The sequence below is a fragment of the Burkholderia sp. SR8 genome (assembly GCF_052851275.1).
Genome location: NZ_JAULUC010000034.1, coordinates 1 through 19,436 on the forward strand (window position 1 = coordinate 1; position 19,436 = coordinate 19,436).

Here is a 19,436-nt window from a genome sequence, read left to right on the forward strand (position 1 = left end):
ACCCGCGACGACCCGCGACGACCCGCGACGACCCGCGACGACCCGCGACGACCCGCGACGACCGTGAGGCGCCGGACACATCGTGTATCGAGTCGAGTATCTGAATGCGGGTACCTTCGCTGAACGTCCGCATGCCCCTGGCTCGACAGCGGCAGCTTTATGCGCATAAAGCTCCTGCCGATAAGCCGTACCGCGGCCCAATCGGACATACCGATCGTGTCGCATGACGATGCGCCATCATTCGACTGCACGCTTCCAATACGCGAGTACCCGCGCCCATTGCCTTCGCTCCGCACTGAGCTAAGCCCCGGCTTTATGCGCATAAACGCACCACCCGCCCACCACCTGCGGTAGGCGCTGCCGACGCACAGCATGCCAAACCAGACATTCAAACTTGCATCCGCATATGCGTCGATACCCACCGAAACACTGACAATCAGACTCGCTACAATACGGGCCTCTTCCATCCAGGCCTGAATGATGATCACGATCTACCACAACCCCCGCTGCTCGAAGTCCCGCGAGACGCTCGCACTGGTCGAAACGCTGAACACGACCGGCATGCCGGTGAACGTCGTCGAGTATCTGAAGACGCCGCCGACCGTCGAGGAACTGGAAGCGCTGCATCGTCAGCTTGGACTCCCGGTGCGCGACATGCTTCGCGATGGCGAGGAGCCGTACAAGACACTGGATCTAGCGCGTGCGAGCCTGACCGACGCGCAGGCGTACGAGGCAATCGCCGCGCATCCGATTCTGCTGCAGCGACCGATCGTCGTGTATCGAGGCAGGGCTGCAATCGGCCGGCCGCCGGAGTCGGTGCGCGCGCTGTTTGAATAATTGTTGTACGGCGTATTTTTCTTATCGCATCACGCCGTCGCAAACATGCCGGACTGACGGAAGAACGGACTGAGTTCGCGCACTACGATCGAGGTCGCCGCCCGCGCAGACCGCCGGCGGTCGAGCGCGATGGCCACCACGATCCTCCATCGGCCGATCAAGCGGGGCACCGGATCAACCACCGGGATCCATGTGCGCCCGCCGCCCACCATGGGTACGCGATCAACAGCTACCGGCGCGTCGACCCTCGACCACGCATCGCGGCAATGACGAACCCAGTCGGATCGATCGCCCGAAATCGCATCCCGCGGCTGACCTGGAACGTGCGCTTCGGGCAACACCGTCGGCAACAACCATGCGCACTCGACAGCGGCACCGCTCGACAGCCCATCGCTCGCCACCCACCCCCGACATCGCCACCCGCCCCTCCGCGCGCATGCCACGCAAGCGCGCCCGCGACTCAACGCTGCCCGTCGCCCGACGACTCGTCCCGATCCTCATCTGCCACCGCACCGCACCCCGCCGCCGCATGCGCGGCCGTCCGCAGCAACGCGATCTGTCCGCGATACGCGCGGCATCCGCTGCAAACAGGCAGATGCACGCGCACCTGCATGTGCTCGTGAAGCGTCAACGACCGGTCGAGCCCATCCGACAGCAGTCGCGTCACGTCCCTACATTTCCCCGGCAGCATCTTCGGTCGTCAGTCCTTTTTCGCTGAGGCAGGTGCGCAGGCGCGTCCGCGCGCGATACAGCAGCACGCTGCAATGGTTCGTCGTCAACGTCAGTTCGTGGCAGATATCGTCGATCTCGACATCGAGGAATTCGCGCATCATGAACACGCGGCCGATATGTTCGGGCAGATGATCGAGGCAGACCTGGAACAGTATCCAGAACTGCTGCTGCTGCAACAGCGTTTCGGGGCGCGGCCACGGTCGCGGCTTCGTATGTGCGGCCCAGTGTCCGTTTTCCTTGAACAGTTCGCGATCGAGCGCGGATTCGCCGTCGAGCTCCGCATCGAGCGCGGAGAGGCTCACCGTCCGCTGCCGCGCGCGCAGCACGTCGATCAGCTTGTTGCGCAGGATCCCGAACACCCAGGTCTTGTGCGCCGACCGTCCCGCGAACTCGCCCGCATGCTGCCACGCAGCGGTCAACGCCTCCTGCACGGCGTCCTCGGCCGCGTCGGCATCGCGCAGCTGCAGCCGCGCAAAGCGCAGCAGATCGTGCCGGAGTTGAGCGAGATAGGCAGGGTCGTCGTACGCGGACAGCATGGCGAGCGGGAAGCCTTACGAGGCGAAAGCGATGGATCGCGCGCGCGCCGCCGGGCGGCCACGTCACGGTGTGCGAGCAGCTTACTGGGCACGACGCCGCGCCGCAACGCATGTTCCGTCACGAATTCATGAAGCCGGCCGGCGCGCTGCGCTATGCTTGCCGGAACCCCGCGTCGAGTGCCGCAAAATCGCGATGCGGGCAGTTTGTAACTTCAGACCATAACGGCCAAGTTATCCACAATTTCTGTGGAAAACCTTGTGGAAAGTCGGCCGGTCGGCCCCGTGGGGCGGTTCGCGGGCTGGCTTGCCTATAAACAGACCTTTGTCGCCTGTCTCGAATCAATCGATCCGATTCCTCACTCACCGGAAAGGAGAAGACCATGTCCTATCGTGTTGCGGTCGTCGTCGGCAGCCTGCGTCGCGGTTCGTGGAACCGTGCACTCGCGCATGCCGTGATCTCGCTCGCCCCTGCCGATTTCTCGTTCGACTTCGTCGAAATCGGCGAACTGCCGCTGTACAGCCAGGACTACGACGCGGATTTTCCGGAAGTCGCGACACGCTTCAAGCAGTCGATCGAAGCAGCCGACGCGCTGCTGTTCGTCACGCCGGAATACAACCGCTCGATCCCGGGCGTGCTGAAGAACGCGCTCGACTGGGGCTCGCGCCCGTGGGGCCACAATTCGTGGGCGGGCAAGCCGGGCGCGGTGCTCGGCACGTCGCCGGGTGCGGTCGGCACCGCGCTCGCGCAGCAGCACCTGCGCAACGTGCTTGCGTATCTGGACGTGAAGATGCTCGGCCAGCCGGAAATGTTCATCAAGCACGACCCGGCGCGCATCGACGACGAAGGCCGGATCGTCAGCGAGGACACCCGCAAGTTCCTGCAGGGCTTCGTCGACCGCTACGTCGACTGGGTGCGCATGCTGAAGGCGGCCTGATCGCCGTCAGTGTCGCGTTGCCGGCGCCGGCCCGCGTGCCCGCGGGTCAGGCGCGGGCGTGCCGCGCATCGCGCGCATCGCGGATACCGAGCAGGATCTCGTCGAGCAGCGCGATGTCGAACGGTTTCGACAGCACGCGTACGTTGACGGTCCGCGTACGGTCGAGTTCTTCCGCGTAACCCGTGACGAGGATCACGGGCAGCTTGCCCGGCCGCTGGTCGATCGCTTCCGCGAGGTCGATGCCGTTCAGGCGGCCCGGCATGTGGATATCCGAAATCACGAGGTCGAATGCGTCGTTCGCGGCCGCGCCCTCGATCAGGCGCAACGCGTCGTCGGCGGTAGGCGCATAGGTGACGCGGTGACCGAGTAGCGTGAGCAGCGCTTCGGTGCCGGCCGCGACTTCGCTGTTGTCCTCCACCAGCAGCACGTGCAGGCCCGCGTGCGCGCCGGCGTCGTGCGCGCCCGGCTGCGGCCGCGCGACGATGTCCTCCACGCGCGCACGCGGCAGATAGAGCCGCACCGACGTACCGGCACCGACCGCGCTGTCGATCGTCGCCAGGCCGCCCGAGCGTTCGCAGAACGCGAACACCTGCGGCAGCCCGAGCCCGGTTCCCATCCCCTGCGCCTTCGTCGTGAACAGCGGCTCGAACGCGCGCGCGAGCACGTCGGGCGCCATGCCCGAGCCCGTATCGTCGAGCGAGATCTGCACGAAATCGCCGGTCAGCGGGAAGCCGTCCTCGCGGCGCAGCGTCACGTTGCGCGCGCCGACCGTGAAGCGGCCGCCCATCGCCATCGCATCGCGCGCGTTGACGGCCAGGTTGATCACCGCGAGCTCGAGCTCGGCGACATCGACCCGGATCGGCCAAACGCCCGGTTCGATCGCGACGACGAGCGACGACTTCGAGCCGAGCGACGTCTTCAGCAGTTCGCGGCACGTGTCGAGCCACTGGCCGATGTCGATCGTTTCGTTGTGCAGCGGCTGCTTGCGCGCGACGCCGAGCAACTGGCGCGTGAGCGACTGGCCGTTCTTCAGTGCGCGCTCGATCGCGCCCAGTTCCTTGTCGAGATGCTGGACGCCGCGCCGCCGCGCGATCTGCACGTTGCTCGAAATGATCATCAACAGGTTGTTGAAGTCGTGCGCGACGCTGCCGACCAGCGTGCCGAGCGCCTGCATCTTGCGCGACTGCCGGTACGCCGACTCGATCGAGCGGCGCATCGATGCTTCGGCCTGCCAGCGATCCCACGCCGCCTCTTCCGCCTTCAGCCGCTTCAGCGACAGCCAGATCACCCACCACAGCGCGACCGACGGCGCGAACATCGAGAGGAACAGCACGCTCAGGTGTTCGTACCATTCGTGCCAGATGGCCGAGGTCCGGTACGCGCAGCTCACGTATACCGGATAGCTGCCGACCTGCCGGTACGCGACGATCTCGCTGCCGGTGCCGTGGCCCACGCGTACGACGCCCGCGCGCGGATCGTTGTGCGCGTCGCCGAAGGTCGCCGCGCGATCGGTGTGCGCGAGCGACGGCGGCGGCGGATACGACGCGATCACTGCGCCGTCGGAGCGCGCGAGCGCCATCGTCATCGGCGTGGATGCGCCGCCGAGCAGGTCGCGGTAGAACGCACTGAAGTATGACGATTTCAGCGCGATCGACACCATCCCGGCGAACGAACCGTCGCTATGGCGCCGCGCGACGCCGGTGTTGAACACGGGGATGTTCTCGAGCTTGAGCGGCCCCATCATCAGCCGCGAGATATGTTCGATGACCTTGCCGTCGCGGATGCCGGCGAAGTCGTCGCGGTTCGCGATCGACGCATAGGGCGCCGGATAGTAGAGGCTGTTCGCGAGCAGCATCCCGCTCGCGCCGAAGATCGACACCGCGGCCACCTGCGGATAGCCGCCGCCGATCGTGTTCAGCGCGTCGTGAATGTCGGCTTCCTGGCGGCGCACCGCGGCGTCGTCCATGTCCTGCACGAGGTCGACGATGCGCGCATCGAGTGTTTCGCTCAGGTCGAACACCTTGAGCGCGTGCTCCTCGGCGACGCGCACGGTGCGCATCGTCACGTCGCTCGCGGCGGCTTCGCGCGCCTTCAGGTCGTTGTACGCCATGACCGACACGTAGATGCACGGCAGCACGATCGCCGCGACCAGCAGCACGATCAGCGTCACGCGCCGGACCGCGAAATCGTGCTCGGGCGCGCCGGACGAATAGTTGCCGTCGTCCTGCCAGTCGTCGGCAGGCGGAGAAGCAGGCGGGCGGGAGTCGGCGGGACGTTCGGACGTCATCGAAGCAAGCGGGCGAAGCGGAGGTGTTCAATCATAAACGAGTTGCGCGCGGCCGCCGTACGCCAGCGCACATGGACAACCTGTTGATTCCGACAGGAACGGAATGAAAGAATGAAAACGCTATGAATCCGGCAGCGCAAACGTACACAAAGAAAAATTTTGCGGGCTTATCTCGAAAATGGTCGCGGCTGTTTTCGGAATGACAGGGAATCGAAGCGATTCTGTTCGAAATGGTGAAAAATGGCGAGTTGCACCGCCTCCGGTTTACTCAGAGAATCGCGCCTTGCTTTCCCTATGACAGATATATGCGCCCGCCGGCGTTTGCGGCGCGGTGCGTCGCGTGCTTCGTGCCGCGATGCCCGCGCGCGGCCGCCAGGCGGTTGCCCGCGCTTGATTGCATGGCGCCCTCAAGAAGCGCGCCGCGCGGTCGTTAACGCGAGAGAGACCATTCCGTATACCGCTTCGCCGCCATGCCTTTGCCGATAGTGATTGCCGACGATTCCCTGCTCGCTCGCAAACTGCTGACAAAGGCGCTGCCGGGAGACTGGGACGTCGACGTCGCATATGCGGCGAATGGTCGCGAAGCCCTGGCGCTCTATCGTGACGGCAAAGCTTCCGTGATGTTTCTGGACCTGACGATGCCCGACATGAACGGCTACCAGGTGCTCGAGACACTGCGCCACGAAGATCTGAACACGTTCGTGATCGTGGTATCCGCCGATATCCAGCCGCAAGCGCAAGCACGCGTGCGCGAGCTCGGCGCGATCGCATTCGTTGCCAAGCCCGTGACGTCGGACGCGTTGCTGCCCATTCTCAAGGAGTATGGGTTGTATGCCTGAATCGGTGTTCACGGCGGAGCAACGCGACGCGTTGCAGGAGATCGCCAACCTCGCGATGGGACGAGCCGCCGCACGGCTCGCGCTGCTGCTCGGGCACTTCATCGAGCTGTCGGTACCGCGCGTGCGCGTCGTGAAGGCGGCCGACGCGGGCGACGCGCTGCGCGAGATGACCGGCATTCACGAGAACGTGACGGCCGTGCGCCAGGGTTTTCGTTCCGACATCAAGGGCGAGGCGATCGTGCTGTGCCGCAGCGCGGGCGTCGCGCGCCTGATGTCGCTGATGGATCGTACGTTCGGCGACGGCGTGTATGCGGGCATGGCGACGCAGGACGAACTCGTGTTCGACGTCGCCAACGTGCTGATGAGCGCGTGCGTCGCGTCGATCCTCGACGAGCTCGGCCGCAAGCCGGTGTTCTTCCCGCCGGGGCTGCTCGGCGCGAACGTATCGTTCGAAGACGTGTTCCAGCCGAACGCGCTTGCATGGAGCGTCGCGCTGCTGCTCGAAGTGAACTTCGGGCTCGAGGATCACGCGTTCCGCGCACATTTCGTGATGCTGATGGCCGAGGATTCGATCCGGCTGATGGGCGATGCGCTCGACGCGTTGCTGTCCGCGCTATGAACGCGCCGATCCCTGCCACCGCTCCGTCGCTGAGCGACCTCGTGATCGAGCGGGTCGGCTTCGGCCTGTTCGTGCTCGATCGTGCGATGACCGTGCTGATGTGGAACCGCTTCATGCAGGACCACAGCGGCATTCCGGCCGCCGACGTGATCGGCCGCAACCTGTTCGACTGCTTTCCCGATCTGCCGCGCGCGTGGCTGCAGCGCAAGCTCGAGAGCGTGTTCCAGCTCGGCAGCTTCGCGTTCAGCTCGTGGGAGCAGCGCCCGTACCTGTTTCGCTTCGAGCACGACCGGCCGATCACGGGCGGCGTCGACTACATGCAGCAGGACTGCACGTTCATGCCGCTCACGCGCGGCCGCGAAGTCGAGGCCGTGTGCGTGACGATCTCGGATGTCACCCATGTGAGCGTGATGCAGCGCGAGCGCGAGGAGGCCGTCGCGAAGCTGCGCGAACACGCGAATCTCGACGGCCTGACCGGTATCGCGAACCGGCGCTACTTCGAGGCGCGGCTCAGCGACGAGTTCGCGCGCTGGCAGCGCTACGGCGGCGACCTGTCGGTGCTGCTGTTCGATCTCGACCACTTCAAGACGATCAACGACCGGTTCGGGCACGCGGTCGGCGACGCGGTATTGCGCGAGACGGCGCGCCGCGTGGCGTCGATCGTGCGCGCGCAGGATACGTTCGGCCGCTTCGGCGGCGAGGAATTCGCGTTGCTGCTGCCGTGCACGGATCTCGACGAGGCGATGCTCGTGGCCGACAAGGTGCGCGACGCGATCAGCGGCACGCCGGTCGACGCGGAAGGCGTCAGCGTGCCGGTGACGGCGAGCGTCGGCGGCGCGTGCGCGACGGCGGGCGCGGCGGCGTGCGACGTGCTCGTCAACGAGGCCGACACCGCGCTGTATCGCGCGAAGCGGCTCGGGCGCGACCGGTCGGTCGCTTACGCATGACGTCCGCGCCGCCGCCGTTGCCGCTTCGCGCGTTCGCCGCACGCCGTTCAGCTTTTCGCGATGTCGGCGAGCACGCCGGCCAGCACGGCCGGCTGCGACACGAACGGCGAATGGCTGCTGTCCAGCTGGTGCACGTGCGTCGGATTGCCGGGCACGAACACGTCGGCTTCGTCGATGAAGCGCTGCTGTAGCGCAGGCAGGATCACGCGATCGGCCAGGCACTTGATGTAGTGACGGTCGATCGTCCCCCAGCGCGCGGCGCTTGTCGGGATCGCGGTCGCGAACGGCGCGGCCGGTACGTCGCAGGTCATCAGGTTCGCCACCGCATCGAAGTCGGCCTGCGGCGCGTCGTCGTACAGCGCGCGCTTCACGAGCGCGCGATACGCGGTGTCGCCGCTGCGCGGATCGATCCGCAGCGCGCCGGCGACGCGCGGGCTCGCGAGCATCAGCGGGCCGAGCAACTCGCCGTTGTTCTCGGGCGCGCGCACGTAATCGAGGCCCGGCACGCCCGACGCGGGCATGAACGCGGCGAGATAGACGATCTTCGCGATCTTCTCCGGCGCGCGTTCGGCGGCTGCCGTGATCGCGAGTCCGCCCATGCTGTGGCCGACCAGCACGACCTTGCCGCGGCCGAGCGCATACGCGTCGTCGACGGCCTGCATCACCTGCGTCGCGTAATCGTCGAGCGTGGTGTTCGCGACCGGCGACGGCTCGGCGCCGAACGCATCCTTGTCGAGCGGCCGGGCGAGATACGACGCGGGAAAGCGGGCATTGATGCCGTGCGCCGGCAGGTCGCGCGCGATCGACAGGTAGCCGCGCGCGGCCAGCGCCGCCGCGACGTGCGCGAAGCACCACGCGCCGTGCCATGCGCCGTGCACGAGCACGAAGACGGGGTGGTCGGACTGCGGGGTGGCGGTTGCGTTCGTCTCCATGATGTCCGTGTCGTTCGAGAAAGATGTCCATCTTAGACGAAGCCGCGCGCGTTCAAGCATCGTCGCGCGGCGCGTCGCGATGCAGCCTTTTGTCTCGTACAGGCCACATTTCGTCCTGATCTGATTTGAATTTGCGCCGAAGCGCGCTAATTTGACGCTTTCCTCCCGATTGCGCCCCATGAACGTCGACTATCTGTTCTACCGGAAGCCGGACAAACCCGGCCCCTATTCCCTCGACGACCTGGGCGACGTCGCGCCGCCGATCGGCCCGAGCGACGTCGTGCGTGCGGGCATCGCCCGCGTATTCGACACGATCGACTGGCAGGAGTCGCCCGACGTGCCCGGCGCGTGGTTCGGCACCGGCGGCCCGTCGTTCCAGTTCACCGCGGAGCCGGACGGCTGCGTGACGAGCTTCATGGGCTCGCGGCTCGAACGCCGGTCGATGCTGCAGCTGACCCGCGAAATGGGCCTCATCGCGCTCGACCTGCAACGCGACATCGTCTACGGCTGACGCGGGGCGCACCGCCCCGCCGGCCGCGCTTGCTCACGCCCGGCCCACGCGCACTCGGAAGGCCCGCCGGGCATGGCGCCCGTCCGCCATCGAACTTCAAAGATTGCTATACTTTCGGCCAATTCCGGCTTCCGGCCGGTAATTTGTGCCTGTCTGCGTCGATCGTTCGCATATCTCGCACGCATTTGACGCCCTGACCAACCCAGCCGGGCATGGCTTCTTCAATCGCCCCGCGTGGGGGTCTCCGTGGAGCTCGTCTTGGCCGTTTCCAATCTCGTCGTGGACGAACAAGAAACCGACGCCGCTGCCGTTACTTCGGGCAGTTCTTTCTATCTGGCAATGCGCATCCTGCCGGCGGTGCAGCGCGATGCGATGTTCCAGGTCTACGCGTTCTGCCGCGCGGTCGACGACATCGCCGACAGCGACCTGCCGCGGGCCGAGCGCAACGCGGGCCTCGACCGCTGGCGCGCGGACATCGACGCGTGCTTCGCCGGCCGTCCGCCGCGCCACCTGGTCGCGCTCGAGCGCGAGATCCGCGCGTTCAACCTGCAGCGCGACGACTTCCACGCGATGATCGACGGGATGGCGATGGACGCCGCCGAAGACATCTGCGCACCCGACGAGCCGACGCTCGATCTCTTCTGCGATCGCGTCGCGAGCGCGGCCGGCCGTCTGTCGGTGAGGATTTTCGGGATCCCCGAAGCGGAAGGCATCAAGCTGTCGCACCACCTCGGCCGCGCGCTGCAACTGACGAACATCCTGCGCGACATCGACGACGATGCGGCGATCAACCGCTGCTACCTGCCGCGCGAGCTGCTCGCGCGCGAAGGCATCGCGATCGCCGATCCGGCGACGATCGCGCGCGATCCGGCGCTGCCGCGCGTGTGCGCGACGCTCGTCGAGCGCGCACTCGCGCACTTCCGCGAAGCGGACGCCGTGATGGATACCTGCACGCGTGCGCAGGTGAAGGCGCCGCGCATCATGTCGGGCGCGTATCGCTGCATTCTCGATGCCGCGATCGCACGCGGTTTCGCTTACCCGCGCGCACCGCTGCGCAAGCCGAAGGCGCGCATGCTGATGATCGCGGCGCGCTACGCGCTGTTCTGAGCCGATGCCCAGAACCGTCCACGTGATCGGTGCAGGACTCGCGGGCCTGTCGGCTGCCGTCGAGCTGCAACGCCGCGGGCGGCGCATCGTGCTGCACGACGCGCATGCGCACGCGGGCGGCCGCTGCCGCACGTGGTTCGACGGCACGCTGAACACGACGCTCGACAGCGGGCTGCACCAGATCTTCGCGGGGCAGCCCGCGACGCAGCGCTACCTGCGCACGACCGGCGCGGCCGATCAGCTCGCAGGGCCCGCGCTGTCCGAATATCCGGTCGTCGACGTCGCGTCGCAGCAGCGCTGGACGCTGCGCTTCGGCAACGGACGCTGGCCGTGGTGGCTGTTCGACGCCGCATCGCGCGCGCCGGGCACCACGCCGCTCGATTACCTCGCGCTGGCGCCGCTCGCATTCGCGCGCACCGGCCGCTCACTCGCACAGACGATGCGATGCGACGGCGTGCTGTGGGATCGTTGGTTGCGGCCGTTTTTCCTCGGCGTGCTGAACGTCGAGCCGCGTCATGCGAGCGCGGAACTCGCTCGGGCGGCGCTGTGCGGCACATTCGCCGCGGGCGGCCCCGGCTGTCGTCCGCTCGTCGCGCGCCACGGGCTCGGCAGCGCATTCGTCGAGCCCGCGCTGCGGATGCTGCAGCACGGCGGCGCCCAGATCCGGCTGAACTCGCGGCTCGATGCATTCGAATTCGGCGCACACGGCAATGCGGTCGACGCGATCACGATCGGCGGCGAACGCGTCGATCTCGCACCGGGCGACGCGGTCGTGCTGGCCGTGCCGCCGGAGGTCGCGCAGCCGCTGGTGCCGGATCTCGCCGCGCCCGATACGTTCGGCGCGGTCGTGACCGCGTATTTCGCGGTCGACACGCAGGACGGCAATCCGCAGCAGACGACCGTCGTGAACGGCATCGTCGACGCGGTGCGCACCGGCAACGGCACGCTCGCGGCGACGATCCGCGATGCGGGCCGCTGGCTCGACACGCCGCGCGACGTGCTCGCGCAGCGCATCTGGGAAGACGTGGCGCGCGTGACGGGCGTGAACCCGGACGCCATCCCCGCGTGGCAGCTCGTCGTCGAGCCGCGCGCCGGTTTTGCGGCGGTGCCGTCGCAGGAAATGAAACGTCCGGCCGTGCGTACGCGCTGGACCAATCTCGTGCTGGCGGGCGACTGGATTGCCACCGGCCTGCCCGCCACGATCGAGGGCGCGATCCGTTCCGGCCAGCTGGCCGCGGACGTGCTCCAGACACAATAAGCAACAGAGGGACCGATGAACGATCTCACCGAAATGGCTAACCTGTCCGCCGGCACCGTGCCGGCGGGGCTCGACACGGCCGTCGCGCGCGCGACCGACGCGTTGCTGGCCGCACAGAATGCGGATGGACACTGGGTCTACGAACTCGAGGCCGATTCGACGATTCCCGCCGAATACGTGCTGCTCGTCCACTACCTCGGCGAGACGCCGAACCTGGAGCTCGAACAGAAGATCGGCCGCTATCTGCGCCGCATCCAGCAGGCCGACGGCGGCTGGCCGCTGTTTACCGACGGCGCGCCGAACATCAGCGCGAGCGTGAAGGCGTATTTCGCGCTGAAGGTGATCGGCGACGACGAGAACGCCGAGCACATGCAGCGCGCGCGCCGCGCGATCCATGCGATGGGCGGCGCCGAGATGTCGAACGTGTTCACGCGGATCCAGCTCGCGCTGTACGGTGCGATTCCGTGGCGCGCGGTGCCGATGATGCCGGTCGAGATCATGCTGCTGCCGCAGTGGTTCCCGTTCCACCTGTCGAAGGTGTCGTACTGGGCGCGCACGGTGATCGTGCCGCTGCTGGTGCTGAATGCGAAGCGCCCGCTCGCGAAGAACCCGCGCGGCGTGCGGATCGACGAGCTGTTCATCGACCCGCCGGTCAACGCCGGGCTGCTGCCGCGCCAGGGCCACCAGAGCCCCGGCTGGTTCGCGTTCTTCCGCGTGGTCGACCATGCGCTGCGCGCGGTCGACGGCCTGTTCCCGAGCTACACGCGCGAACGCGCGATCCGTCAGGCCGTGTCGTTCGTCGACGAGCGCCTGAACGGCGAGGACGGCCTCGGCGCGATCTATCCGGCAATGGCCAACGCGGTGATGATGTACGACGTGCTCGGCTATGCGGAAGATCATCCGAACCGCGCGATCGCGCGCAAGTCGGTCGAGAAGCTGCTCGTCGTGCACGACGACGAAGCGTATTGCCAGCCGTGCCTGTCGCCGGTGTGGGACACGTCGCTCGCCGCGCATGCGTTGCTCGAAACCGGCGACGCCCGTGCCGAGGAAGCCGTGCTGCGCGGCCTCGAGTGGCTGCGCCCGCTGCAGATCCTCGACGTGCGCGGCGACTGGATCTCGCGCCGCCCGAACGTGCGGCCGGGCGGCTGGGCGTTCCAGTACGCGAACGCGCATTACCCGGACGTCGACGACACGGCCGTGGTCGTGATGGCGATGGACCGCGCGCAGAAGCTCAAGCAGACGGACACGTACCGCGAATCGATGGCGCGTGCGCGCGAATGGGTCGTCGGCATGCAGAGCAGCGACGGCGGCTGGGGCGCGTTCGAACCGGAAAACACCCAGTACTACCTGAACAACATCCCGTTCTCGGATCACGGCGCGCTGCTCGATCCGCCGACGGCCGACGTGTCGGGCCGCTGCCTGTCGATGCTGTCGCAGCTCGGCGAGACGCCGCTGAACAGCGAACCGGCCCGCCGTGCGCTCGACTACATGCTGAAGGAGCAGGAACCGGACGGCAGCTGGTACGGCCGCTGGGGGATGAACTACGTGTACGGCACGTGGACGGCGCTGTGCTCGCTGAACGCGGCCGGTTTGACGCCGGACGATCCGCGCATGAAGCGCGGCGCGCAGTGGCTGCTGTCGATCCAGAACAAGGACGGCGGCTGGGGCGAGGACGGCGACAGCTACAAGCTCAACTACCGCGGCTACGAGCAGGCGCCGAGCACGGCATCGCAGACGGCCTGGGCGCTGCTCGGCCTGATGGCGGCCGGCGAGGTGAACAACCCGGCCGTCGCGCGCGGCGTCGACTACCTGATCGCGCAGCAGAACGAAGAAGGGCTGTGGGACGAGACGCGCTTCACGGCGACCGGCTTCCCGCGCGTGTTCTACCTGCGCTATCACGGCTATCGCAAGTTCTTCCCGCTGTGGGCGCTCGCGCGCTATCGCAACCTGAAGCGCGCGAATGCGACGCGCGTGACGGTCGGGATGTAACGCGTGCCGGCGACGCAGCACAACGGCACGTTGCCCGTCATCGCGGTCACGGGGATGGCGTTCGAGGCGCGCATCGCGCGCGGTCACGGCGTCGAGGCCGTGTTCGCCGCGCGGGCCGACCGCCTCGAGCGCGCGCTGGCCGAAGCGACCGCGCGCGGTTGCGCGGGCATCGTCAGCTTCGGCACCGCCGGCGGGCTCGCGCCCGACCTCGCGCCCGGCGCGCTCGTGATCGCGGACGCGATCGACGGGCCGTTCGGCCGCGTGAAGACCGATACGGGCTGGAGCGCGCGCCTCGTCGCCGCGCTGCACGACACGCCGGTGTGGGCGCGCGTCACGCGCGGCACGATGGCGGCGGTCGGCGCGCCGGTGATCAGCGAGCAGGAAAAGACGTCGCTGCATCGCGCGAAGGGTGCGCTCGCCGTCGACATGGAATCGCATATCGCGGCGGCCTTCGCCGCGTCGCGCGGCGTGCCGTTCGCGGTGTGCCGCGCGATCGTCGATCCCGCGTGGCGGACGCTGCCGCGCGCGGCGACGGCCGGCCTGCGCGACGACGGCAGCACCGCGATCCTGCCGATCCTGCGCGAACTGCTGAAGCAGCCGTCGCAGTTGGGCCCGCTGCTGCAGGTCGCGGGCGACGCGCGCGCGGCGCGCACGACGCTGATCCAGGCGCGGCACGCGTTCGAGCGTGCGGGCGCGATGCGGATCGTCTGAGCGGCGTTCGCCGCTTCTTCTCCTCCTTCCTTGTCCGTTTTCCGGACGCGCAAAAAAAGAGCGCTGCACGATGCAGCGCTCTTCGTTTTTGCGGCGGACGGCGTGGCCGCGTTACTGCGCGGCCGGACTGCTCGCGGGCGCGGGCGGTACCGTCGGCACGGCCGGCGCGATCGGCGCGCCGTTGGCGGCCGGTGCGGTGGTCGCACCGGCCGGCGCAGTCGCCGATGCCGCGGCAGGCGCGCTCGCGGGCGTCGCGCTGTCCGCGCCCGGATCGTCGTACTGCGGCAGCCCCGGCGCGGCCGGCGCGTTGTTCGGCGCCGCGCCGCCCGACTCGCCCGGATCCTCGTAGTTCGGCAGGCCGCCCGGCATGGCCGGCGTAGCCGCCGGCACCGCGCCCGCTTCACCGGGCTCCGCATAGTTCGGCGCCGCGGCCGATGCCGACTGGCCGTGATACGTGAGCGACTTGCGCTGCTGCAGATACGCGTCGCGGACGAACGAATACGGATCGAGCGCCGCCTGCTTCAGCAGATCGGTCGCGCCGAGCAGGTCCGAGCGTGCGCTGATGAACTGCGCGATGTACATCGGATTGCGCGCGGCCGGCTCGATGTAGTTGAGCAGGTTGAAGCGGACGTCCACCGCACGGCCGACGCCGTCGCGGATCGTGCTCGGCCCGAACAAGGGCAGCACGAGGTACGGGCCGGACGGCATGCCCCAGCGCGCCATCGTCAGCCCGAAGTCCTGGTGATGCTTCGGCAGCCCGGCCGGCGTCGCGATGTCGATCAGGCCGGCGACGCCGAACACCGAGTTCATTGCCACGCGCATCAGATCCTGCGTCGCATCGGTGATGCGCAACTGCAACAGGTTGTTCGCCATGTTGCCGAGATCGCCGATGTTCGAGAAGAAGTTGCTGATCGCGGTACGCACGGGTGTCGGCGTGATCTTCTGGTAACCCTTCGCGATCGGCACGGCGATGTTGGTGTCGACCGTGTCGTTGACCTTGTACATCACCCGGTTCATCGGCTCGAGCGGGTCGTTGGGGTTGCGGTTCGGGCCCGTCGCGCAGCCGCTCAGCACTGCCCCGGCAGCGACGGTCGCCGCAATGATTCGCACCTTATTCATTGTTTCCTTGCGATTGGTTCTTGGCGCGTTTGACGCGCGGTTTGCCCATCAGGACGGGCTGGAACACCACGGCGCCGATCAGGGTACAGGTCAACGCCAGCGCGAGCAGCTTGCCCATGCTCGACGTGCCCGGATGATGCGACAGCCACAGGCTGCCGAAGGCGGTTGCCGTTGTCGCGGCGCTGAACAGCACCGCGTGCGTGAGGCTCGAGTGCAGCAGGCCCGTCTGCCCCGCGCGCCACGCCATCACGAAGTACACCTTGAACGCGACGCCGACGCCGAGCATCAGCGGCAGCGCGATGATGTTCGCGAAGTTCAGCGACATGCCGAGCACGACGCACATCTCGAGCGTGACGAGCCCGGACACGAGCAGCGGCACCAGCGTGCGCAGCACGTCGCCGAAGCGGCGCAGCGTGATCCACAACAGGACCGTGATCGAGATGATCGACCACAGCGCCGCGTGCAGGAATGCGTTGATGATCGTATCGGCCGAATGCAGGATCGAGATCGGGCCGCCGATCGCGCCCGGCTCCGCGGCTTTCACGGCCTTTGCGAAGCGGCGCAGCATCGTGTCGTCGTTCGGGTCGACGCCCTTCGGCACCTTCGGCGAAATCTGCACGAGCGCGTGGCCGTCCGGCGCGACCCAGTCGCGCACGAGCTGCGGCGGCAGCGATTCGCGCGTGATCTCCTGCGGCTGCAGCAGCGTCGCGAGCTGGTTCAGCGCGATGCGCAGCGTGTCGGAGAACGCGCGTTCGGCGCGATCGCGCGTTCCGCTGTCGGCCGCGGCCAGCTTTGCGAGCGAGGCCGACAGATGCTGCGCGGCCGACGCGCCCGGGCCCGGGTGATCTTCCGCCGCGTAGCTCAGCAGGTCCGACACGCGCTTGAGCGCGGCGACGCGCTGCGCGTCGGTTGCGGGCGGCGCGGCCGGCTGCGTCAGCGCGGGCAGCAGCTCGCTCGCGGCCGCGGCGATCGCCGCGCGCTTGGCCGGCTGGTCGGCCGGCACGAAGGACGTGAGCGTCGTCGTGCGGCCGACTTCCGGCAGTGCGTCGAGGCGCTTCGCGGCCGCGTCGGCTTCGGCGAGCGACGGCGCGAGCAGCGTGACGTCGTTGACCGCTGCTTCGGGCGAATCCTTCAGCGCGAGCAGCGTCGCCATCGATTCGCTGTGCGGATCCTTCAGGTGCAGCGGATTGAAGTCGAAGTGCAGGAACGCGAGCAGCGGCAGCGCGCCGATCACGACCGCGAGCGTGCCGATCAGGATCGGCTTGCGATGGCGATCGAGGAAATCGTCGACCGGCGCGAGCCACGGAAAGCCCGGCGTCTTCGATTCGCCGGGCGGCGCGAACAGGCGCAGCAGCGCGGGCAGCAGCGTCAGCGTGGTCAGCAGCGCGACGAACATCCCGACGCCCGCGATCAGCCCGAGTTCGGACACGCCGCGGTAGGCAGTCGGGATGAACGAGAAGAAGCTCGCCGCGACGGCCGTGGTCGCGAGCGCGAGCGGCATGCCCATCGAGTGCGCGGCGCCGATCAGCGCGTGGTCGATGCGCGGGTCGCGGAAGCGTTCCTCGCGGTATTTCACGCCGTACTGGATCGAGAAGTCGACGCCGAGGCCGACGAACAGCACCATGAACGCGACCGAAATCATGTTCAGCGAGCCGACCATCGCGAGGCCGAGCGCGGCGGTCACGACGAGGCCGACGAACAGCGTGACGAGCACCGAGCCGATCATCCGCTTCGAGCGCAGCGCGAGCCACAGAATCACGAGCACGGCGAGCAGCGTGAGCACGCCGTTGAGCGCCGCGCCGTCTTCGACCGATGCGAATTCGTCGTCGGCGAGCGGCTGTTCGCCGGTCAGGCGCACGACCGCGCCGTAGCGTTTCTCGAGATCGAGCGTGCGCGCGGTGTCGCGGATCACCTCGCTCGTGGCGGCACCGGCCTTCAGCGCGCCGTAGTTCACGACCGGCTGCACGGTGACGAACGCGCGCGCCGGCTGGCGCGCGGCATCGCTGTCGACCAGCCCGCGCCACGAGAACGCGGCCGGCTTGCCGGCCAGCACGTCGTCGACCGTCGCGGCGCTGCGCGAGAGCAGCTTCGCCATCGCAGGCAGCTTCACCTGGCCGGTCAGCAGCGGCTGGCCGAGCGTGGTGGACAGCGTGGTCGCGAGCCCGGTGAGGCTCGGATTCTTCGCGAGCTCGTTGACGAGCGGCCGCGCGCTCGCGAGCTGCGACGTCGTATCCGACACTTCCTGCGGCGACAGGAACAGCAGCCCGTTGTGTTCGAAGAACGGGCCGCCGCCCGGTTCGCCGACCTGACCGATATGGCCCGCATCGGCCTGCTTCTGCAGCGCTTCGGTGAGCGTGTGCGCGGCGGCCGTCGCGAATTCGGGCGCGGGCGCTTCGACTACCGCGAGGATCGTGCCGTTGCGTTGCGGGAACGCCTGGTCGACGGCCTTGCTGAGCGATGCCCATTGCGGCTCGGCGTCGACGAGCTTGCTGATGTCCGTGTTGATCTTGAAGTGCTGCGCGACATACACGCCGCTGAACGCGGCAATGACGAGCGACAGCACGACGACCCAGACGGGGCGGCGTACCGACCATGCGACGAGTCGGACGATGAGAGATGTCACCATGTGGCGGCGGGGAGGGGCTGGCAAGGGCAAAGCAACGAGTATACCGGCGCAGCGTGGCGTCGGTCGCAACGTTGGTACGTAAAGGGGCGGGAAGGATATTTGCTCTGCCGTGAAGGAATCGGCGCGAAAGATCCGACGATTGGTAAGGGGATGCTTACATAATCGGTGCGGATCGCGGCCGCGGCGGCCCTGTGACAAAAGGGGCTCAAAGGTAACAGTCGGTCACGGCGCGGCAGGCGGGCGTGCGGGCCGCTATACTTCGACCCACCGGCCGATGCAATGCAGGCGATTCGCCGGCCGTTTTTTCTCATCGAGTGCGAATATCAGTATGAAACGTCATCTGTTTGCTTTCGTCGCGGCGGCTGCCGTGTCGGTTTCCGCTTTCGCGCAGAGCGCGCCGGTCGACGTCGTCCGCAATGCGGTCGAGGGCACCGTCAACGCGATGAAGGCCGATCCGGCCGCGCGCGGCGGCAACATGGCGAAAGTCACGCAAGTCGTCGAGCAGCGCTTCCTGCCCGCGACGAACTTCGAGCGCACGACCCGCATCGCGGTCGGCGATGCGTGGAAGCAGGCCACGCCGCAACAGCAGCAGGAGCTGTACAAGCAGTTCAAGCTGCTGATGACGCGCACGTATGCCGCGTCGCTCGCGCAGCTCGGCAGCCAGGATGCGAAGTTCTCGTTCAAGGCGGGCGGCGCGTCGGGCGCCGACGCGCTGGTGCAGTCGACGGTCACGACGCCGGGCGACAGCCAGTCGGTCGGCTACCGGCTCGGCAAGGTCGGCAACGACTGGAAGATCTACGACATCGACATGTCGGGCGCGTGGCTGATCCAGGTCTACCAGGGCCAGTTCAAGAGCCAGCTCGCGTCGGGCGGCGTCGACGGGTTGATCGCGTATCTGCAGAAGCACAACTCGCGGACGAATTGAGCATCTCCGACGCGAGTCGCGACCGGAATGAGACAGTGAAATCATGACGCCCCGGCCGCGGATGCAGCCGGGGCGTTTGACATCGAGCAGCGTCCGTCGACCTCGCCCCCAGGAAATCAATAGCTGGCGCATAAAAGCGCAGCGAACACGGTAGAACCCGTTCCTTCCACGAAGGGTGCGAAGCCCCCTTCATGTCGGTTCCTCTGCGATGTTGGGGCGAGCGGATGCCGGCTCGTTGCGCGCGCAAATTGCCCGCGCCCGCATGAACCCATGCACGTCGGTCGTTCCCTAGCGCCGAACTACCCGGTTAACGCCCCAAACAGCTAAGCCGGCCACGACGAGACAGACGGCCAATACGAGCAGGAGCCCGATCCCATCGATGTCGTCGGCAAGAGCAATGGTGTCGACCCCGAAAAACGCCAGCGCCGATTCGATTGCCACGGGAATGCGCGTTTCGATTGGCAGATGGACGAACCAGCGTGCGAGTAGCGTACCGAGAATGAGGGTTGCCAAGATGTTGAGGCCA

General features: G+C 67.6%; 18 protein-coding genes. 11 read left to right on the top strand and 7 right to left on the bottom strand.

Annotated elements, in window-relative coordinates; genetic code table 11:
• Window positions 1-480 precede the first annotated feature (480 nt).
• On the top strand, window positions 481-837 hold the full coding sequence (gene arsC / locus Q3A80_RS28925; RefSeq protein WP_446332268.1) for an arsenate reductase (glutaredoxin): 357 nt from the start codon (window positions 481-483) through the stop codon (window positions 835-837).
• A 460-nt stretch (window positions 838-1,297) separates the two neighbouring features.
• Here the strand turns inward: arsC and Q3A80_RS28930 are convergent, their stop codons facing one another.
• Both Q3A80_RS28930 and Q3A80_RS28935 read right to left on the bottom strand, forming a co-directional pair.
• Window positions 1,298-1,528, bottom strand: coding sequence for a zf-HC2 domain-containing protein (locus tag Q3A80_RS28930; protein ID WP_446332223.1), 231 nt, complete (start codon window positions 1,526-1,528; stop codon window positions 1,298-1,300).
• A complete protein-coding gene (locus tag Q3A80_RS28935) occupies window positions 1,509-2,105 on the bottom strand; it encodes an RNA polymerase factor sigma-70 (protein WP_446332224.1) in 597 nt (198 codons plus the stop codon). Before Q3A80_RS28935 ends, Q3A80_RS28930 begins: the two co-directional genes overlap by 20 nt.
• Before the next feature lie 380 nt (window positions 2,106-2,485).
• Here Q3A80_RS28935 and Q3A80_RS28940 point away from each other — a divergent pair, with 380 nt between their 5' ends.
• On the top strand, window positions 2,486-3,040 hold the full coding sequence (locus tag Q3A80_RS28940) for an NADPH-dependent FMN reductase (protein WP_446332225.1): 555 nt from the start codon (window positions 2,486-2,488) through the stop codon (window positions 3,038-3,040).
• A 46-nt stretch (window positions 3,041-3,086) separates the two neighbouring features.
• On the opposite strand, the gene Q3A80_RS28945 is transcribed toward Q3A80_RS28940, so the two are convergent.
• Entirely contained in the window at window positions 3,087-5,327 is a 2,241-nt protein-coding gene (locus Q3A80_RS28945) for a response regulator (RefSeq protein WP_446332226.1), read from the bottom strand.
• Window positions 5,328-5,797: 470 nt separating this feature from the next.
• Here Q3A80_RS28945 and Q3A80_RS28950 point away from each other — a divergent pair, with 470 nt between their 5' ends.
• The 3 genes from Q3A80_RS28950 to Q3A80_RS28960 are packed head-to-tail and all read left to right on the top strand — an operon-like array spanning window position 5,798 to window position 7,732.
• Entirely contained in the window at window positions 5,798-6,166 is a 369-nt protein-coding gene (locus Q3A80_RS28950) for a response regulator (RefSeq protein ID WP_446332227.1), read from the top strand.
• A complete protein-coding gene (locus Q3A80_RS28955) occupies window positions 6,159-6,785 on the top strand; it encodes a chemotaxis protein CheC (protein WP_446332228.1) in 627 nt (208 codons plus the stop codon). Before Q3A80_RS28950 ends, Q3A80_RS28955 begins: the two co-directional genes overlap by 8 nt.
• A complete protein-coding gene (locus tag Q3A80_RS28960; protein WP_446332229.1) occupies window positions 6,782-7,732 on the top strand; it encodes a GGDEF domain-containing protein in 951 nt (316 codons plus the stop codon). The genes Q3A80_RS28955 and Q3A80_RS28960 overlap by 4 nt, the downstream gene beginning before the upstream one ends.
• A gap of 47 nt (window positions 7,733-7,779) precedes the next feature.
• On the opposite strand, the gene Q3A80_RS28965 is transcribed toward Q3A80_RS28960, so the two are convergent.
• Entirely contained in the window at window positions 7,780-8,664 is an 885-nt protein-coding gene (locus Q3A80_RS28965; protein WP_446332230.1) for an alpha/beta fold hydrolase, read from the bottom strand.
• A gap of 178 nt (window positions 8,665-8,842) precedes the next feature.
• On the opposite strand from Q3A80_RS28965, the gene Q3A80_RS28970 reads away from it, so the two are divergent.
• The 5 genes from Q3A80_RS28970 to Q3A80_RS28990 all read left to right on the top strand — a co-directional run bounded on the left by Q3A80_RS28970 (window position 8,843) and on the right by Q3A80_RS28990 (window position 14,240).
• Entirely contained in the window at window positions 8,843-9,175 is a 333-nt protein-coding gene (locus Q3A80_RS28970; protein WP_446332231.1) for a hypothetical protein, read from the top strand.
• 258 nt (window positions 9,176-9,433) lie between these two features.
• Window positions 9,434-10,282 (top strand): presqualene diphosphate synthase HpnD, encoded by an 849-nt coding sequence (gene hpnD, locus Q3A80_RS28975; RefSeq protein WP_446332232.1) that lies wholly within the window; start codon window positions 9,434-9,436, stop codon window positions 10,280-10,282.
• A gap of 4 nt (window positions 10,283-10,286) precedes the next feature.
• On the top strand, window positions 10,287-11,540 hold the full coding sequence (hpnE, locus tag Q3A80_RS28980) for a hydroxysqualene dehydroxylase HpnE (RefSeq protein WP_446332233.1): 1,254 nt from the start codon (window positions 10,287-10,289) through the stop codon (window positions 11,538-11,540).
• Between the two features lie 15 nt (window positions 11,541-11,555).
• A complete protein-coding gene (shc, locus tag Q3A80_RS28985) occupies window positions 11,556-13,529 on the top strand; it encodes a squalene--hopene cyclase (protein WP_446332234.1) in 1,974 nt (657 codons plus the stop codon).
• Between the two features lie 3 nt (window positions 13,530-13,532).
• Window positions 13,533-14,240, top strand: coding sequence for a phosphorylase (locus Q3A80_RS28990; RefSeq protein WP_446332235.1), 708 nt, complete (start codon window positions 13,533-13,535; stop codon window positions 14,238-14,240).
• 111 nt (window positions 14,241-14,351) lie between these two features.
• On the opposite strand, the gene Q3A80_RS28995 is transcribed toward Q3A80_RS28990, so the two are convergent.
• Together Q3A80_RS28995 and hpnN are read right to left on the bottom strand one after the other, a co-directional pair.
• Window positions 14,352-15,359, bottom strand: coding sequence for an MlaA family lipoprotein (locus tag Q3A80_RS28995; RefSeq protein WP_446332236.1), 1,008 nt, complete (start codon window positions 15,357-15,359; stop codon window positions 14,352-14,354).
• On the bottom strand, window positions 15,352-17,985 hold the full coding sequence (hpnN, locus tag Q3A80_RS29000) for a hopanoid transporter HpnN (RefSeq protein ID WP_446332237.1): 2,634 nt from the start codon (window positions 17,983-17,985) through the stop codon (window positions 15,352-15,354). The genes Q3A80_RS28995 and hpnN overlap by 8 nt, the downstream gene beginning before the upstream one ends.
• A 328-nt stretch (window positions 17,986-18,313) precedes the next feature.
• Between hpnN and Q3A80_RS29005 the strand changes: the two genes are divergently transcribed.
• Window positions 18,314-18,910: an MlaC/ttg2D family ABC transporter substrate-binding protein gene (locus tag Q3A80_RS29005; RefSeq protein ID WP_446332238.1), complete on the top strand. Its 597-nt coding sequence runs from the start codon at window positions 18,314-18,316 to the stop codon at window positions 18,908-18,910.
• 288 nt (window positions 18,911-19,198) lie between these two features.
• Here the strand turns inward: Q3A80_RS29005 and Q3A80_RS29010 are convergent, their stop codons facing one another.
• Entirely contained in the window at window positions 19,199-19,423 is a 225-nt protein-coding gene (locus tag Q3A80_RS29010; protein ID WP_446332239.1) for a hypothetical protein, read from the bottom strand.
• Between the last annotated feature and the right edge of the window lie 13 nt (window positions 19,424-19,436).

Coding starts and splice junctions, on each gene's coding strand:
- arsC (WP_446332268.1), top strand. CDS start 481: ATGATCACGATCTACCACAACCCCCGCTGCTCGAAGTCCCGCGAGACG.
- Q3A80_RS28930 (WP_446332223.1), bottom strand. CDS start 1,528: ATGCTGCCGGGGAAATGTAGGGACGTGACGCGACTGCTGTCGGATGGG.
- Q3A80_RS28935 (WP_446332224.1), bottom strand. CDS start 2,105: ATGCTGTCCGCGTACGACGACCCTGCCTATCTCGCTCAACTCCGGCAC.
- Q3A80_RS28940 (WP_446332225.1), top strand. CDS start 2,486: ATGTCCTATCGTGTTGCGGTCGTCGTCGGCAGCCTGCGTCGCGGTTCG.
- Q3A80_RS28945 (WP_446332226.1), bottom strand. CDS start 5,327: ATGACGTCCGAACGTCCCGCCGACTCCCGCCCGCCTGCTTCTCCGCCT.
- Q3A80_RS28950 (WP_446332227.1), top strand. CDS start 5,798: ATGCCTTTGCCGATAGTGATTGCCGACGATTCCCTGCTCGCTCGCAAA.
- Q3A80_RS28955 (WP_446332228.1), top strand. CDS start 6,159: ATGCCTGAATCGGTGTTCACGGCGGAGCAACGCGACGCGTTGCAGGAG.
- Q3A80_RS28960 (WP_446332229.1), top strand. CDS start 6,782: ATGAACGCGCCGATCCCTGCCACCGCTCCGTCGCTGAGCGACCTCGTG.
- Q3A80_RS28965 (WP_446332230.1), bottom strand. CDS start 8,664: ATGGAGACGAACGCAACCGCCACCCCGCAGTCCGACCACCCCGTCTTC.
- Q3A80_RS28970 (WP_446332231.1), top strand. CDS start 8,843: ATGAACGTCGACTATCTGTTCTACCGGAAGCCGGACAAACCCGGCCCC.
- hpnE (WP_446332233.1), top strand. CDS start 10,287: ATGCCCAGAACCGTCCACGTGATCGGTGCAGGACTCGCGGGCCTGTCG.
- shc (WP_446332234.1), top strand. CDS start 11,556: ATGAACGATCTCACCGAAATGGCTAACCTGTCCGCCGGCACCGTGCCG.
- Q3A80_RS28995 (WP_446332236.1), bottom strand. CDS start 15,359: ATGAATAAGGTGCGAATCATTGCGGCGACCGTCGCTGCCGGGGCAGTG.
- hpnN (WP_446332237.1), bottom strand. CDS start 17,985: ATGGTGACATCTCTCATCGTCCGACTCGTCGCATGGTCGGTACGCCGC.
- Q3A80_RS29005 (WP_446332238.1), top strand. CDS start 18,314: ATGAAACGTCATCTGTTTGCTTTCGTCGCGGCGGCTGCCGTGTCGGTT.